Below are 15,470 nucleotides of genomic sequence, written 5' to 3'. Positions count from 1 at the left end.
CTGCCCGGGAGCCGCGCCCAGGAATGCGACGAGCCCCCGTCCCGGCAGGGACAGGGGCTCGGTCGGTCCGCGCGGGGCGCGAGGCCGGATCAGAGACCGGCGGTGAGCTTCGCCAGACCCGACTTGCGGTTGGCAGCCTGGTTCTTGTGGATGACGCCCTTGCTGGCGGCCTTGTCGAGCGCCTTGTTGGCGGTCTGCAGGGCAGCGGTCGCGGCGGCGGCGTCCCCGGCCTCGGCGGCGGTGCGGACGCGCCGGACGGCCGTCTTCAGGGCGGACTTGACGGCAACGTTGCGCTGGCGCGCCTTCTCGTTGGTCTTGATCCGCTTCATCTGGGACTTGATGTTCGCCACGCGTGAGCCTCGGTGTCTCGACAGGAGGGAGTACTTCTGACAGTCGTTCAAAGTTCTGCGTCCGGGCGCGCACAGGCACCGAGCGGACCGGCCTGCAAAGATACCAGCCCGCCGGGAGGCGACCCAACCCGCGGTGGGCGACCTCCCGCACACCTCGGACGCACCGGGTGTCGCGCCCGTTCCCGGGCCCGGGCGACGGCGTGGGACGATAGCGGCACTGTGACGACTCCCGCTGCCACCGATCCGGCCCTCATCCGGAACTTCTGCATCATCGCCCACATCGACCACGGCAAGTCGACGCTGGCCGACCGGATGCTCGAGGTCACCGGAATCATCGAGGCACGGCAGATGCGCGCCCAGTACCTCGACCGCATGGACATCGAGCGCGAGCGCGGCATCACCATCAAGGCCCAGAACGTCCGCCTGCCGTGGGAGGTCGGGGGCACCGAGTACGTCCTCGACATGATCGACACCCCGGGCCACGTGGACTTCACCTACGAGGTGTCCCGCTCGCTGGCCGCCTGCGAGGGCGCCGTGCTGCTGGTCGACGCCGCGCAGGGCATCGAGGCGCAGACCCTGGCCAACCTGTACCTGGCCATGGAGAACGACCTCACGATCATCCCGGTCCTCAACAAGATCGACCTTCCGGCCGCCCAGCCGGAGAAGTACGCCGCGGAGATCGCGCACATCATCGGCTGCGACCCCGACGACGTCCTGCGCGTCAGTGGCAAGACCGGTGAGGGCGTACCGGCGCTGCTCGACGCGATCGTCGCCCAGATCCCGGCGCCCGAGGGCGAGGCCGAGGCGCCGGCCCGCGCGATGATCTTCGACTCCGTCTACGACATCTACCGGGGTGTGATCACCTACGTCCGCGTGGTGGACGGCCGGATCTCCGCCCGCGAGCGGATCAAGATGATGTCGACCGGCGCCACGCACGAGCTGCTGGAGATCGGCGTCATCTCGCCCGAGCCCAAGCCCGTGGACTCCCTGGGCGTCGGCGAGGTCGGCTACTTCATCACCGGCGTGAAGGACGTCCGCCAGTCCCGCGTGGGTGACACGGTCACGCTGCAGCACAAGCCCGCGGCCGAGGCCATCGGCGGCTACAGCGACCCGAAGCCGATGGTCTACTCCGGCCTGTACCCGATCGACGGCAGCGAGTACCCGCTGCTGCGCGAGGCGCTGGACAAGCTGCTGCTCAACGACGCCGCGCTCACCTACGAGCCGGAGACCTCCGCGGCACTGGGCTTCGGGTTCCGCGTCGGCTTCCTGGGCCTGCTGCACCTGGAGATCGTCCGCGAGCGGCTGGAGCGGGAGGCGGGCATCAGCCTGATCTCGACCGCGCCGAACGTCGTGTACCGCGTCGTCATGGAGGACCGCTCCGAGATCACGGTGACCAACCCCAGCGACTGGCCCGAGGGCAAGATCGACAAGGTCTACGAGCCGATCGTCAACGCCACGATCATCGCGCCCAGCGACTACACCGGCGCGATCATGGAGCTCTGCCAGAGCCGCCGCGGCCAGCTCGGCGGCATGGACTACCTGAGCGAGTCCCGCGTCGAGCTGCGCTACACGCTGCCGCTCGGCGAGATCATCTTCGACTTCTTCGACGCCCTGAAGTCGCGCACGCGCGGGTACGCCAGCCTCGACTACCAGGAGGCCGGTGAGCAGGAGTCCTCCCTGGTCAAGGTGGACATCCTGCTGCAGGGTGAGGCCGTCGACGCCTTCAGCGCGATCGTGCACAAGGACAAGGCCTACAGCTACGGCGTGATGATGGCCGGCAAGCTGCGCGAGCTCATCCCGCGCCAGCAGTTCGAGGTGCCCATCCAGGCCGCCGTCGGGTCCCGGGTCATCGCCCGCGAGACCGTGCGCGCGATCCGCAAGGACGTCCTCGCCAAGTGCTACGGCGGTGACATCACCCGCAAGCGGAAGCTGCTGGAGAAGCAGAAGGAGGGCAAGAAGCGGATGAAGATGGTCGGCCGCGTCGAGGTCCCCCAGGAGGCCTTCGTGGCCGCGCTCTCCACGAACGAGTCCACCGCGTCCAAGAAGTGAGCGACCGGGGCCCTGGCCTGGTGACCGCGGTCTGCGTCTCGGGAGCGGACCTGCTGCCGCTGCCCGACCGCCGGCCGAACCGCAGCGGTATCGACAAGCACCCGGTCGAGGGTCGGGTCGCCGTCGGCGAGCTCGGGCTCGACGGCGACGTCCAGGTCAACCGCAAGTACCACGGGGGCGACGGCCAGCAGGTCTACGCCTACGCTCAGGAGGACGCCGACTGGTGGGCCGTCGAGCTCGGCCGCGAGCTGCCGCCGGGCCGGTTCGGCGAGAACCTGCGGACCTGCGGGCTCGACCTCACCTCCGCCGTCCTGGGGGAGCGGTGGCGGGTCGGGACGGCGCTGCTCGAGGTCACCGCCCCGCGGATCCCGTGCGCCAACTTCGCCCGGTTCTGGGACGTGCCTCAGCTGGTCAAGCGCTTCACCGCGCACGGCGCCCCGGGGGCCTACCTCCGGGTGCTGGAGACCGGCGAGCTCGGCGCCGGCGACGGGATCGAGCTCGTGCACCGGCCCGACCACGGCGTGACGATCGACCTCACCTTCCGAGCGTGGACCACGCAGAAGCACCGGGCCGCCGAGCTGGCCCCGGCCCTGGCGTTCCTGCCCGAGCGCAACCGGGCCAAGGCCGCCGCGCGGGTCGCCGCGCGCACCGCTCCCGCCGTCTGAGGTCGCGCCGCGCTACTGTCCGCCGTCGGTACGCCGGGTCCACCCGGCTCACGGGAGGTCGCCATGTCGCTGCGCCACCGGGCTGTCCCGCTGCTCGCGCTCGCCCTCGTCGCCGGTCCGGTGCTCACCGGCTGCAGCAGCGACGACGCGGGGGAGTCGGCGGGGGACCTGCTGACCAAGGCCAAGGGCACCCTCGACGACACGTCGAGCGCGCACTTCGTGCTGGACAGCGAAGGCGCTCCGTCCTCGGGTACCGCGCTGGTCGGGGGTGAGGGCGACATCGCCCGCCCGTCGTCCTTCGAGGGCACCCTGCAGGTCGTCGCGCTGGGCTCGACGGTCGACCTGGACGTCGTCTCGGTCGATGGGACCGTCTACGCGCAGCTGCCGTTCGCATCGTCGTTCAGCGTGATCGACCCCTCCCAGTTCGGCATCGGTGACCCCGGGGCGCTGCTGGACCCCGAGAACGGGATCTCCCAGTTCTTCACCGAGGCGCGCTCGGCGAAGCTGGGGAAGGAGCGCCGCGTCGGCGGCGAGGTCGTGCGCGAGGTGACCGCCGAGCTCCCCGGCGACCTGGTGGAGCAGCTGCTCACCAGCAAGGACCCGTCGAAGCCGGTGAAGGCGACGTTCTCCATCGCCGACAAGAGCGGGGAGCTGCGCCGCGCGACGCTGACCGGCCCGTTCTTCACCGCGGACGCCGACGGCACGTACACGCTCGAGCTCAGCGACTTCGGGGCCGATGTCGACATCACCGCACCCACCACCGGCTGAGGTGCCGGCCGCGGGCAGCGCCCGCGTCCCGGGCCTCGCGGCGGTCGTGCTCGCCACCCTCGCCGTCCTCGTCACGGCGGCCGACACCTACGTCGTCGTCCTGGCGCTGCCGGACATCCTCACCGGCGTCGGGGTGGGGCTGGACGACCTGCAACGGGCGACGCCGATCGTCGGTGGCTTCCTGCTCGGGTACACGGCCACCCTCCCGCTGCTGGGCCGGCTCGCCGACCTGCGCGGCCGCACCCCCGTCCTGGTGGGCTGCCTGCTGCTCTTCGCGCTCGGCTCCCTCCTGACCGCGACGGCGGAGTCCCTCGGGCTCGCCGTCGCGGGGCGGGGACTGCAGGGGATCGGTGCCGGCGGGCTGGTGCCGGCGACCCTGGCCCTGGTGGCAGACCGCTGGCCGCCCGAGCGGCGGTCGGTGCCGCTGGGCGTGGTCGGGGCCGTGCAGGAGGCCGGCGCGGTGCTGGGGCCGCTCGCCGGCGCCGCCGTCCTGGCCGCGGCGGACTGGCGGGCCATCTTCTGGCTGAACCTCGCCCTGGGGATCGGGCTGGCCGGCGGGATGGCCCTCGCCGGTCGGGTACGCCGGCCCGACCCCCTCGGCCTCGGCCTGGCTGTCGTGGCCGGCCTGGCGCTCGCCCTGCAGCTGGCCGAGCCGACCGCGCTGGCCGAGGACGTCACCCTCGGTCTCCTCTACGTCCCGCTGCTCGACGCCTGGCCGTGGAGCACCCCGCTGGTGCTGGCGGCGTCGATGGCCACGGCCGCGCTGGCCGTGCGCAGCTGGTGGCACCCGGACGGCGCGGTGCTCCCGCTGCGGGGTCTGCGCTCCCTCGCCCGCGAGGTCGACGTGCTCGGCTCGGCGTTGGCCGTCGTGGCACTCGGCGCGCTGGTCTGGGCCTTCGCCGCCGCCGACGTCGACGCCGAGGTCGTCGCGCACGGTTGGGTGCTGCTGCCGCTGTCGGCCCTCGCCGCGCTGCTGTTCGTGCTGCACGAGCGGCGGATCGCCGACCCGGTGCTCCCGCTGGACGCGTTGCGCCCGCGAGGTGCCTGGGGCGCGCTGGTGGTCAACCTGCTGGTGGGGGTCGCGCTGGTGGCGGCCCTGGTCGACGTGCCGCTGTTCGCGCGGGCGACCACCACCCCCGGTGACCAGCTCGGGGCGGCGCTCGTGCTGGTCCGGCTGCTGGTCGCCGTGCCGATCGGCGCGGTGGCAGGGGGCTGGCTGTGCCGAACGGTCGCCCCCCGGCTCGTCGCCGCGGGCGGCATGGGTCTGGCCGCGGCGAGCTTCGTCGCGATGACGGGCTGGGACGAGCGGTCGCTGGACGGCGCGGCGTCGTGGGTGGTCCTGCTGGCCGCCGGTCTCGGCTTCGGGCTGGCCATCGCTCCCGTGAACACCGTGCTGCTCGCCGTCACCCGGCCGGAGGTGCACGGCAGCGCCGGGGCGCTCGCGGTCGTCGCCCGGACGGTCGGGATGCTGACCGGGCTGTCCTTGCTCACCGCCGTGGCGCTGCGCCGGTTCACCGCCGAGGTGGCGGCCATCGGCACGCCCATGCAGGTGTGCCCCTCGTCCCCGGCGGACTGCCCGGCCTACGACGCCGCGACCGAGGCCGCCCTGCTCACCCAGCTGCACACGGTGTTCGCCGGTGCGGCGATCGCCGCCGCGGCGGCCGCGGTCGCGGCGGTCGTGCTGCTCAGGGGTTCAGCGCCAGCCCGAGGTCGCGCCGGAGGCTGACCGGGTCGACGCCGCGGTCGTGCAGCACCTTCATCGCCAGGCCTTCGCCCTCACGGAGCAGGCCCAGGGTGATGTGCCCGTCGGCGATGCTGCTCGACTTCATGGCGATGGCCTCCCGCAGCGACAGCTCGAGCACCTTCTTGGCGCGCGGGGTGAGGGGGAGGTGCCCCGACCGCCCGCGCGGACCGTCCAGGGCGCCCGGGCCGAAGGCGGCCTCCACGGTCTCCCGCACGGCGTCCAGGTCGATGCCGATCGTGCTGAGGGCGTCGGCGTCCACGTCGCCGACCAGGGTGCGGACGGCAGCCACGACACCGGCGCGGTCGATGCCGTGCCGCGCCAGCACCTGCGCCGACGTCGTGGTCGGTCGGGCGAGCACGCCCAGCAGGATGTGCTCGGTGCCGATGCGCTGGTGGCCGAGGCTGCGCGCCTCCTCCTGGGCTCCCACGACCACCTCGCGGGCGTCGCGCGTGAAGCGTTCGAACATGCTCAGTCCTTCCGTCGGAGCGGGGCTCTGCCGCTGATCGACCGACCGCCGGCGTGCTTCTTGTGCACCGCCTGCCGGGTGACGCCGAGGAGCTGCGCGATCTGCTCCCAGGTCCACCCCTGCTCGCGGGCGTTCCGCACCTGGAGGGTCTCCAGGCGCTCGACGAGGACCCGGAGCGATCGGACGGCCTTCAACCCCACCGTCGGGTCCGTGCTGCCGGCGGCGGTGGCCACTGCTGCTGTGTCCGCCATGCCTGTCAACCTAGGTTGCCCTGACGACCGTGTCAACCTGTCTTGACACGGTCGGGTGGTTAGAGTCGGTGGCGAGTCGGGACCACGGCTCCCGGACGAGCGGTGCCGTACCCGGTGTGCGACAAGACGGCGCCAGAGGAGCCCGCGATGTCGTGGTTGGTGCTGGTCCTGTCCGGCCTGCTCGAGGCGGTGTGGGCCGCGGCGCTCGACCGCTCGGAGGGGTTCAGCCGTCCGCTGCCGTCGGTCGTGTTCGCCGTCGCCCTGCTCGGGAGCATGGGTGGGCTGGCCTACGCCATGCGCGAGCTGCCGCTGGGGACCGCCTATGCGGTGTGGGTCGGCATCGGCGCGGTGGTCACCGTCGTCTATGCGATGACCACCGGCGCCGAGGCGGTGTCGGTCGTCAAGATCCTGCTGCTCGCCGGGATCGTCGGCTGCGTGGTCGGTCTCAAGCTCGTCGGCTGACGCGCCGACCGTGCACCCGGTCGAGCGGAGAGGTCAGAGCGTGAAGACGATCTTCCCGTTGGTGCGGCCCTCGAGCATCCGCTCGAAGCCCTCGCGGGCCTGGGCCAGCGGCAGCTCGACGTCGATCTGCGGCCGGATGCCGGTGACGGCGCACATCTGGATGAGCGCCTCCAGCTCGGCCTTCGTGCCCATCGTGGAACCGACGACGGAGAGCTGGGTGAAGAAGACCCGGTTGAGCTCGGCGCCGGGGTTGAAGCCGGTGGTGGCTCCCGAGGTGACCAGGACGCCGCCGGGCTTGAGCGACTTGATGCTGTGGCTCCAGGTGGCCTCGCCGACGGTCTCCATCACGCCGTCGACCCGTTCGGGGAGCCGGGCGCCGGTCTCGAACGCCTGCTCGGCGCCCAGGGCCAGGGCGGCGGCACGCTTCTCCTCGCTGCGGCCGGTGACCCAGATCCGGTAGCCGGCGGCGCGGCCCAGCACGATGAGCGCGGTGGCGACGCCGCCGCTGGCGCCCTGCACCAGCACGGTCTGTCCCGGGCGCAGGCCGGACTTCACGAACAGCATCCGGTAGGCGGTCAGCCACGCGGTGGGCAGGCAGGCGGCCTCGGCGAAGGACAGCTCGGTGGGCTTGGGCAGCAGGTTCCACCGGGGGACGGCGACCTTCTCCGCCAGGGTGCCCTGGTGCACCTCCGACAACAGCGAGCGCTTGGGGTCCAGGGTCTCGTCGCCGCGCCACTCGGGGCTGGCGATCACGCCGTGCACCACCACCTCGTTGCCGTCCTCGTCGATGCCCGCGGCGTCGCAGCCCAGGATCATCGGCATCCGCTCGGCCGGGAGCCCGACCCCGCGGAGGCTGAACAGGTCGTGGTGGTTGAGCGAGGCGGCCTTCACCTGCACGGTCGTCCAGCCCTCGGGAACCTCGGGCTCGGGGCGCTCGCCGACCTCGAGGACGGAGAGCGGGTCCTTCGGGGCGGGGGTGGAGACGAAGGCAGCCAGCATGATCGCGAACCTAACCGACGAGCCGCGCCGCTGCCTCACGGCCCGGGCGCCGAACCGTCAGCGGACGACGACCACGAATTCCTGCCGGGGCACGAACTCGCCGATGACCTGCGCGCCGGGCACCTCGCCGCCCAGCAGCAGGCCGCCGGAGGTCTGGGCGTCGGCCAGCAGCAGTGCCTCGTCCTCGCTCACCGCCGACAGGTCGGTGTGCGGCCGCACCCAGTCCAGGTTGCGCCGGGTGCCGCCGGAGACGAACCCGTCGGCCAGCGCCTGCCGCGCGCCGGGAAGGTAGGGGACGGCGGCGGCGTCGACGACGGCGGTGACGCCGCTGGCCCGCGCCATCTTGTAGAGGTGGCCGAGCAGGCCGAACCCGGTGACGTCGGTGCCCGCGCGGATGCCCGCGGCGACCGCGGCCCGGCCGGCGTCGCGGTTGAGTGCGGTCATGGAGGCGACCGCCTCCTCCGACACCTCGCCCGTGGCCTTCATGCGGCTGTTCAGCACGCCCACGCCCAAGGGCTTGCTGAGCGACAGCGGGGTGCCCGCCGTGGCTGCGGCGTTGGTGATGATCCGGTCGACGTCGACGACGCCGGTGACCGCCATGCCGTACTTGGGCTCGGGGTCGTCGATGGAGTGGCCGCCGCCGACGTGGCAGCCGGCCTCCTGGGCCACCTCGAGACCACCGCGCAGCACCTCGGCGGCGAGTTCCGCGGGCAGCACGTCGCGCGGCCAGCCGAGCAGGTTGACCGCCACGACGGGGGTGCCGCCCATCGCGTAGACGTCGGACAGGGCGTTGGCCGCCGCGATCCGGCCGAAGGTGTGCGCGTCGTCGACGACCGGGGTGAAGAAGTCGGTGGTGAGGACCAGGCCCTGACCGCCCGCGATGCGCACCACGGCCGCGTCGTCGCCGTCGTCCAGGCCGATCACCAGCTCGGCGGCCGGGTCGACCGGCCCCTGAGCGGTGAGCCCGGCGACGACGGCCTCCAGCTCGCCCGGCGGGATCTTGCAGGCGCAGCCGCCGCCGTGGGCGTACTGGGTGAGCCGGATGCGGGCGGGTGCGGTCGTCACGGCACCGAATCTAGGCCCGACCGCCGGGGAGCAGCCGGAGTCGGGGGCCACCGGGGGCGACGGGGGCCTCGGCCACCCGGCCGCGGGGCAGCTTGCTCCCGGCCGGGTGGCCCGTGGACGGCGGCGTGCCGATGCCGGGCAGCTCGCGGCGCGGCGTGACCTCGTCGGTCACCTGGACGTCGCTGATCCGGTCTTCCCGGAACCAGCGCAGCTCCTGGCGCTCACGGCACCAGGCGACCAGGAACCAGTGCGCCCCCTGGCGGGCCAGCAGCTGCGGCTCCACCGTGCGCTCCGACCAGCGCTGCTGCCGGTCGCAGTAGTCGAGGACCAGAACGCGCCGCTCGGTCAGCCCGCGCTCGACCCGGCGCCGCAGCTCGGCCTCGCGGGCGGCCTCGGACGCCAACCACCGATGGCTGGCCAGCATGCGGGCGCGACGGGTGGCGTCGGGCTCCAGGGCGGTGAGGACCTTCTCCATCGCCGTCTGCCCGGCGTCGGCGAACGGCCCCTCGGGCCGGCCCGACAGGGCGGCGACGATCGCGGCCGCCTCCTCGGGGGTGAGGTCGACCGGGGGCAGCGGCGCGGGGGTGCGGTGCTCGGTGCGGGTCACGGGGGAGAGGCTGGCAGCACCCTCTGACATTTCCGGCCACGTACGCTTCCCGGTGGAGGCGTCAGGGTGTCTGGTGGCCCCCGCGGCCTCTAAAGCCGACGTGGTCGAGCATCTCGGCCAGGCGGGTTCGATTCCCGTCCGCCTCCGCCAACCTCCCTCGCCGGCTCAACCCCGGCCGAGGGCCTGCGCCAGGAACGTCGTCACCGTCTCCGCGTACCCGTCCGGGTCGGCGTTCCAGCCGCGCACGTGCCCCACGCCCGGCAGGACCTCCACCTGCACGAGCTGGGGGTCGGCGACGTCAGCGATCCGCCGGCTGATCGACACCGGCACCTGGTCGTCCTCGGCGCCGTGGAGCACCAGGGTCGGCCGCGACCAGTCGCCGGCCCGCTCGGCGTGCTCGGCGGCGTCGGCGTCGAAGTCGGCGCGCACGCCGGCCCACCAGAGGGCCGCGTCCACCGAGGTGGAGCGGAGCAGGTCGGTCGGGAGGCCCCGCTTGGCCGCCTGCAGCTCCAGCGTCCGCTCCAGGCTCAGCAGGGGTGAGTCGTACACGACCGCGCGGACCACGTCCGCGTGCTCGCCGGCCTCCAGCTGCCGGGCCACCAGCGCAGCCCCCTGGGAGGTCCCCCAGAGGACGACGTCCTCGGCGCCCCGGTCGAGCGCCGACGCGACGGCGGTGTCGAGGTCGGGCCACTCGCGGGTGCCGAAGCCACCGACGCCGTCCGCCGGATCCGCGGCGAGGCCGTCGCCGCGGTGGCTGGTGACCAGCACCGGGTACCCGGCCGCGGTCAGCAGGTCGACGAAGCGCATCGACTCCGCGAGGCTCGCCGACCGGCCGTGGGCGTAGACCACCCAGGTGCCGCTCGCCGGTGCGCGGGCCGGGAAGACCCAGGCGGGGAGACCGCCGTCGAGGACCACCTTCGAGCCGCCCAGCACCGCGGGGTCGTCCGGCCAGGCGGCGGCGTCGAGCCGGGCGGGCCCGGCCGCGGGCGAGGAGCCCGCGCCGGTCACCGGGGTCGCCCGCCGCTCGACGCACGTACCCGACCCGCCGGGGCAGTCCACCTCGCGCGCACCGCCGGTCAGCTGCCAGTACCCGTCGGCGGTCTCCAGGCCGACCACGGCCAGCCGGACGTCCGGCTCGTCGGGGAGGACCACCGAGCCGTCCTCCGTCGCGAGCACCGAGCCGTCGAGCGGCCGGTCGGCCTGCCCCTCCGGGGCCAGCACCGCGTCGGCGAACACCCAGCCCAGCACGAGCGGGAGGAGTGCCAGCAGCACGACCAGGCCGGCGCCGACGCGGACCAGCCAGCGGCGGGGAGGGGGGCGCCGGCCCCGGGTGTCGGGGAGGAGACGGTCGCCGCTCGCGACCGTCGTCACGGAGCGGTGACCGACGCCTCGGCGGGGACGGGCGACCACCCGGGGCCGCGCCACAGGCGGGCGACCCGGTGGGCCCACCGCCCGTCGGACCGCATGTCGCGGACGATCGCGACGTACTCGTGGGCGAAGACCCAGAACGGGTTGTAGCTCTCCAGCGGCTTGGTGATCCCGTAGCGGACCTTCTCCACCTCGGGCTCGAAGGTGCCGAACCACCGGTCGAAGACGATGAGGATGCCGCCGTAGTTCTTGTCGAGGTACTGCGGGTTCATCCCGTGGTGCACGCGGTGGTGGCTCGGGGTGTTGAACACGTACTCGAAGGGCCGCCAGAGCTTGCCGATCGCCTCGGTGTGGATCCAGAACTGGTACAGCAGGTTGATCGAGCTCGCCAGCACGAACAGCGCCGGGTTCACCCCGAGCAGGATCAGCACCGCGCCGAAGGGCCAGGCGGTCAGCGGGGTCCATGCCTGGCGCAGTGCGGTCGACAGGTTGTAGTGCTCGCTGGAGTGGTGCACCACGTGCGCGGCCCACAGGAAGCGCATCTCGTGCGAGGCGCGGTGGAACCAGTAGTAGACGAAGTCCTTGCCGAGGATGGCGACGGTCCACGCCACCCACCCGGAGCCGAGGTCCAGCGGGGTGATGTTCCAGAGGAACAGGTAACCGCCCAGGCCCAGCAGGGTCGTGATGCCCAGGATGATCTGGCTGCCCAGGCCCATGGTCAGGCTGGTCATCGTGTCCTTGAGGGCATAACCCTTCCGCGCGGCCTCCTCGCCGGCGCGGTCGATGGCGTCCTCCTTCGCCTCGCGCGTCAGGACGATGCCCTCGAGCAGCATGAGGAGGAAGAAGACCGGGATGGCCCAGAGGATCAGGTCCACCTCGGCCATGTCGGCCAGTGAGCCGCGCAGGAACTGTTCCACGGTGCGGTGCTCCTTCAGGGGGTGGGGGTCGGGGTCTCGAGCTGGGCTCGGACGACGGTCACGAGGGTGTCGACGCGGCTCTTCCGGTCGGCCTCCCCGGCGACGCCGAGGGCGACCCCGAAGACGGCGCTCGCGGCGAGGTCGAAGACCGCTTCCAGGGCGGGGTGGTCGGCGTACTGCGGCAGCAGCTGCCGGGCGACGGCGAGGACTCGCACGGTGTGCGGGGCGTTGACGACCTCGAGGTGGGCGGCCAGCTCGGCGTCGGTCCGCGCGGACACGAACAGCGCCAGGACCGCGGCCAGCCGGGGCTCGTCGTGGATCTGCCAGAACACGCGGACGGCGTCGCCCAGCGGGTCGCCGCTCACCGCCGAGACGTCGGTGAAGCGAGCGACGTACTCGGCGACGGCGACGTCGAAGGTCTGCTCGGCGACGGCACCGAGCAGGGCCGCCTTGCTGGGGAAGTGGTTGAACAGCGCCCCGGAGGACAGGCCGGCGCGGGCGGTGATCGCGGCCGTGGTGGTGCCGGCCACGCCCCGCTCGACGAGGCACTCCAGCGCGGCCTCGATCAGCGCGGCACGGGTGGCCGTGCGTCGCTGGTCCTGCGTGGCCATGTTGCCTCCGTCACATCGGTGCGGCGAACTTAGAGAGCGAGCACTCGGTATGTCAATGGGCGGTCGTCGCACACCGGCTCCGCGGCCTACGCTCCCGGGCGATGACCGCCGACCCGCGCCGGCACGTGCCGCGCACCGACACGCTGCTCGCCGACCCGCGGCTCGCCGCGGCCGGCGAGCGGCTCGGCCGCGGCCTGGTCAAGGGGGTCGTCCAGCAGGTCCAGCAGCGGATCCGGGCGGGAGAGGTGGCCCCGGCCGGGGCCGTCGACGCGGTGCTGGCGTCCCTCCCGCGGACGGCGGGCAGCCTGCGGCCGGTCCTGAACGCCACCGGCGTGGTCGTGCACACCAACCTGGGGCGGGCGCCGCTGTCGGCCGCGGCGGTCGAGGCGCTCACGGCTGCTGCAGGCACGACCGACGTCGAGCTGGACCTGCGCACCGGCCGGCGGGGCCCACGGGGCGAGGCGGCCCTCGCCGCCCTGCTCGACGCGGTACCCGCGGCCGAGTCCGCGCTCGTGGTCAACAACTGCGCCGCCGCCCTGGCCCTGGTGGCCACCGCGCTCGGCGGAGAGCTGGTGCTCGCCCGCGGCGAGCTGGTCGAGATCGGTGACGGCTTCCGCATCCCTGAGCTGCTGGAGAGCACCGGCGCGCGTCTCCGCGAGGTCGGCACGACCAACCGGGTCACCCTCGCGGACTACCGGGGCGCCCTGGGCCCGCAGACCGGCGCGGTGCTCAAGGTGCACCCGTCGAACTTCGTCGTCCGCGGTTTCACCCGGGCCGTCGAGGTGCCCGAGCTGGCGGCCGCGCTGGAGGGCACCGGCGTGCCGCTGGTCGCCGACGTCGGCTCCGGGCTGCTGCGCCCGCACCCGGTGCTGCCGGACGAGCCCGACCTCCAGACGACGCTGGCCGCCGGTGCCGACCTGGTGCTGGCCAGCGGCGACAAGCTGCTCGGTGGTCCGCAGGCCGGGCTGGTCCTGGGCCGCGCCGACCTGGTGCAGCGGCTGCGCCGGCACCCCCTGTACCGCGCGTTCCGGGTGGACAAGACGACGCTCGCCGCCCTGGAGGCCACCCTGCGCGGTCCGCTGCCGCCGGTGCAGGAGATGCTCGCCGCCGACGTCGAGGGGCTGCGCGCCCGGGCCCGGGCGCTCGCCGATCGGCTCGCCGGGGAAGGGCTCGACGCCATCGCCGTGGACGCCGACTCGCGAGTGGGTGGGGGAGGCGCGCCCGAGCACCCGCTCCCGGGGACCGCGATCTCCCTGCCACCGGAGTTCGCCGAGGCGCTGCGGCTCGGTGCCCGCCCCGTCGTCGGGTACGTCGAGGACGACCGGACCCTGCTCAACCTGCGCAGCGTCCTGCCGGCGGCCGACGACGACCTCGCCGAGGCGGTCCTGGAGGTGGCCCGCGCGTGGACGTGATCGCCACGGCGGGGCACGTCGACCACGGCAAGTCCGCGCTCGTGCGCGCGCTCACCGGCATGGAGCCCGACCGCTGGGCCGAGGAACGCCGCCGCGGGCTGACCATCGACCTCGGCTTCGCCTGGACGACACTGCCCTCGGGCCGGCGGCTCGCGGTGGTCGACGTGCCCGGCCACGAGCGGTTCGTCGGCAACATGCTGGCCGGGGTGGGGTCGGTCCCCGCGGCGCTGGTCGTGGTCGCGGCCGACGACGGCTGGTCCGCGCAGACCGCCGAGCACGTCGCCGTCCTCGACGCGCTCGGGGCGCGGCACGCGCTGCTGGCCGTCACCAAGGCCGACATCGCCGACCCCGGCCCGGTGCTCGCCGAAGTGCGGGAGCGGTTGGCCGGGACGTCGATGGGCGAGGTACCCGGCGTCGCGGTGAGCTCGGTGACCGGGGAGGGTGTCGCGGAGCTGACCGCCGCGCTGGAGCGGCTGCTGGTCGGCCTGCCCGCGCCGGACACCGCGGCACCCGTGCGGCTCTGGATCGACCGCGCCTTCACCATCACCGGCGCCGGGACCGTCGTGACCGGGACGCTCGCTGCCGGTGCGGTCGCCCCCGGTGACCGGTTCCTCCTCGGCGCCCGCGAGGTGACGGTGCGAGGGGTGCAGTCGCTCGGCGAGCCGGTCGAGCGGGCCACGGCCACCGCCCGGGTGGCGCTGAACCTGCGGGGCGTCGCCGTCGAGAACCTGTCCCGCGGAGACGCCCTGCTCACGCCCGGCGCCTTCCGGGAGGCCGACGTCGTCGACGTGACCCTGGACGCCGTGCCGGAGGGACAGCTGCCCGCCGAGCCGGTGGTGCACGTCGGCTCCGCCACGGTCGGCGCGCGGCTGCGCCCGCTGGACGGCGCCGCCGTCCGGCTGCGGCTCACCCGCCCGCTGCCGCTGCGGATCGGCGACCGCCTGCTGCTGCGTGACCCCGGGACCCGCCGGGTGCTCGGGGCTGACGTGCGCGACGTCGACCCGCCGGAGCTGCGCCGCCGGGGTGCGGCTCGTCAGCGGGGAGCAGAGCTCGCCGCCCAGCCGTCGGGCGACGCCGGGGCCGCCGCCGACCTCGCGAGACGGAAGATCGTGCGCACCGCCGACTTCGCCGCGATGGGATGGCCGGTGCCCGCCGGGGCGACCGAGCACGGGCCGTGGCTGCTGGCGCCCGGTCTGGCCGAGCAGATGGCCGCGCGGGTGCCCGACGTCGTCGCCCGCTACCGGCGGCTGCGGCCGCTCGAGCCCGGCCCGCCCGCGGAGGTGGTCCGCCGGGCACTGGAGCTGCCCGACCTCGACCTGGTGCCCGCCCTGGTGCGCGAGCCGCTGCTGCTGCGCGGTGGCCGGGTGGTCGACGGCACCACCGACCTGCCGCCGGCGGTGCAGAAGGCGGTCGACGAGATCCGGGCGCGGCTCGTGCTCGACCCGTTCGCCGCTCCCGAGGCGCCGGACCTCGTCGCCGCCGGCCTGGGCACGCGCGAGCTGGCCGCCGCCGTGCGCAGCGGTCAGCTGGTGAAGGTCGGCGAGGGGATCTTCCTGGCGCCGGACGTCGAGGGCGTCGCGCGAAACCGGCTGGCCACCCTCGCGCAGCCGTTCACGCTCAGCCAGGCGCGGCAGGCCTGGGGGACCAGCCGGCGGGTCGCCGTTCCGCTCATGGAGTGGCTGGACACGCGCGGGGTGACCGAGCGGCTGCCCGACAACTCCCGCCGCCTGCGGTAG

Annotated in this window: 16 protein-coding genes, 1 tRNA gene and 1 riboswitch; of the genes, 8 read left to right on the top strand and 9 right to left on the bottom strand. The window is 74.0% G+C overall.

All coding sequences use genetic code 11. From position 1 onward, the window contains the following. Positions 1-89 precede the first annotated feature (89 nt). Entirely contained in the window at positions 90-350 is a 261-nt protein-coding gene (rpsT, locus tag DQ237_RS14810) for a 30S ribosomal protein S20 (protein WP_113800912.1), read from the bottom strand. Between the two features lie 219 nt (positions 351-569). Here rpsT and lepA point away from each other — a divergent pair, with 219 nt between their 5' ends. The 4 genes from lepA (at position 570) to DQ237_RS14790 (ending at position 5,558) form a co-directional block, all read left to right on the top strand. After that, positions 570-2,399 carry a translation elongation factor 4 gene (lepA, locus tag DQ237_RS14805; RefSeq protein ID WP_113800911.1) on the top strand — a complete coding sequence of 610 codons (1,830 nt, stop codon included), beginning with the start codon at positions 570-572 and terminating at the stop codon, positions 2,397-2,399. After that, a complete protein-coding gene (locus DQ237_RS14800) occupies positions 2,396-3,064 on the top strand; it encodes an MOSC domain-containing protein (RefSeq protein WP_240619653.1) in 669 nt (222 codons plus the stop codon). The genes lepA and DQ237_RS14800 overlap by 4 nt, the downstream gene beginning before the upstream one ends. Before the next feature lie 63 nt (positions 3,065-3,127). Further along, entirely contained in the window at positions 3,128-3,832 is a 705-nt protein-coding gene (locus tag DQ237_RS14795; RefSeq protein ID WP_113800910.1) for an LppX_LprAFG lipoprotein, read from the top strand. 1 nt (position 3,833) lies between these two features. Then, positions 3,834-5,558: an MFS transporter gene (locus DQ237_RS14790; RefSeq protein WP_240619652.1), complete on the top strand. Its 1,725-nt coding sequence runs from the start codon at positions 3,834-3,836 to the stop codon at positions 5,556-5,558. Here DQ237_RS14790 and DQ237_RS14785 read toward each other — a convergent pair. Next, positions 5,518-6,042 carry a Clp protease N-terminal domain-containing protein gene (locus DQ237_RS14785; RefSeq protein ID WP_113800908.1) on the bottom strand — a complete coding sequence of 175 codons (525 nt, stop codon included), beginning with the start codon at positions 6,040-6,042 and terminating at the stop codon, positions 5,518-5,520. The genes DQ237_RS14790 and DQ237_RS14785 overlap by 41 nt on opposite strands. 2 nt (positions 6,043-6,044) lie before the next feature. Beyond that, complete coding sequence (locus DQ237_RS14780; protein ID WP_113800907.1) at positions 6,045-6,293, bottom strand: RNA polymerase subunit sigma-70; 249 nt, start codon at positions 6,291-6,293, stop codon at positions 6,045-6,047. 70 nt (positions 6,294-6,363) lie between these two features. Next, positions 6,364-6,429, top strand: a riboswitch (guanidine-III (ykkC-III) riboswitch). Between the two features lie 11 nt (positions 6,430-6,440). Here DQ237_RS14780 and DQ237_RS14775 point away from each other — a divergent pair. Then, positions 6,441-6,755 carry a multidrug efflux SMR transporter gene (locus DQ237_RS14775; RefSeq protein ID WP_205730232.1) on the top strand — a complete coding sequence of 105 codons (315 nt, stop codon included), beginning with the start codon at positions 6,441-6,443 and terminating at the stop codon, positions 6,753-6,755. 33 nt (positions 6,756-6,788) lie between these two features. On the opposite strand, the gene DQ237_RS14770 is transcribed toward DQ237_RS14775, so the two are convergent. Genes DQ237_RS14770 through DQ237_RS14760 form a run of 3 tightly spaced genes read right to left on the bottom strand, consistent with a single transcriptional unit; the run spans position 6,789 to position 9,426 of the window. Beyond that, positions 6,789-7,754, bottom strand: coding sequence for a zinc-binding dehydrogenase (locus DQ237_RS14770; protein ID WP_113800905.1), 966 nt, complete (start codon positions 7,752-7,754; stop codon positions 6,789-6,791). A gap of 57 nt (positions 7,755-7,811) precedes the next feature. Continuing rightward, complete coding sequence (selD, locus tag DQ237_RS14765; RefSeq protein WP_205730231.1) at positions 7,812-8,819, bottom strand: selenide, water dikinase SelD; 1,008 nt, start codon at positions 8,817-8,819, stop codon at positions 7,812-7,814. A 10-nt stretch (positions 8,820-8,829) separates the two neighbouring features. Beyond that, a complete protein-coding gene (locus tag DQ237_RS14760; RefSeq protein ID WP_166509628.1) occupies positions 8,830-9,426 on the bottom strand; it encodes a YafY family protein in 597 nt (198 codons plus the stop codon). Between the two features lie 54 nt (positions 9,427-9,480). Between DQ237_RS14760 and DQ237_RS19780 the strand changes: the two genes are divergently transcribed. Next, positions 9,481-9,576 (top strand) — tRNA-OTHER (locus DQ237_RS19780). A gap of 15 nt (positions 9,577-9,591) precedes the next feature. Here DQ237_RS19780 and DQ237_RS14755 read toward each other — a convergent pair. From DQ237_RS14755 to DQ237_RS14745, 3 genes are read right to left on the bottom strand one after another with little or no spacing between them, the layout of a single operon-like run. Then, on the bottom strand, positions 9,592-10,797 hold the full coding sequence (locus DQ237_RS14755; protein WP_147251828.1) for a S9 family peptidase: 1,206 nt from the start codon (positions 10,795-10,797) through the stop codon (positions 9,592-9,594). Next, on the bottom strand, positions 10,794-11,711 hold the full coding sequence (locus DQ237_RS14750; protein ID WP_205730230.1) for a sterol desaturase family protein: 918 nt from the start codon (positions 11,709-11,711) through the stop codon (positions 10,794-10,796). The genes DQ237_RS14755 and DQ237_RS14750 overlap by 4 nt, the downstream gene beginning before the upstream one ends. A gap of 14 nt (positions 11,712-11,725) precedes the next feature. Beyond that, positions 11,726-12,322, bottom strand: coding sequence for a TetR/AcrR family transcriptional regulator (locus DQ237_RS14745; RefSeq protein WP_113800902.1), 597 nt, complete (start codon positions 12,320-12,322; stop codon positions 11,726-11,728). Positions 12,323-12,423: 101 nt separating this feature from the next. On the opposite strand from DQ237_RS14745, the gene selA reads away from it, so the two are divergent. Further along, the gene (selA, locus tag DQ237_RS14740) at positions 12,424-13,734 is read left to right on the top strand and encodes an L-seryl-tRNA(Sec) selenium transferase (protein ID WP_113800901.1); all 1,311 of its coding nucleotides are present in this window, start codon (positions 12,424-12,426) and stop codon (positions 13,732-13,734) included. Further along, on the top strand, positions 13,725-15,470 hold the full coding sequence (gene selB, locus DQ237_RS14735) for a selenocysteine-specific translation elongation factor (protein ID WP_113800900.1): 1,746 nt from the start codon (positions 13,725-13,727) through the stop codon (positions 15,468-15,470). The genes selA and selB overlap by 10 nt, the downstream gene beginning before the upstream one ends.

Origin of the sequence: Blastococcus sp. TF02-8 (genome assembly GCF_003319175.1) — a bacterium.
Taxonomy (GTDB): domain Bacteria; phylum Actinomycetota; class Actinomycetes; order Mycobacteriales; family Geodermatophilaceae; genus Blastococcus.
The sequence above is the reverse complement of the archived record's forward strand: the minus strand, read 5'-3'. Positions and strand labels throughout refer to the sequence as shown.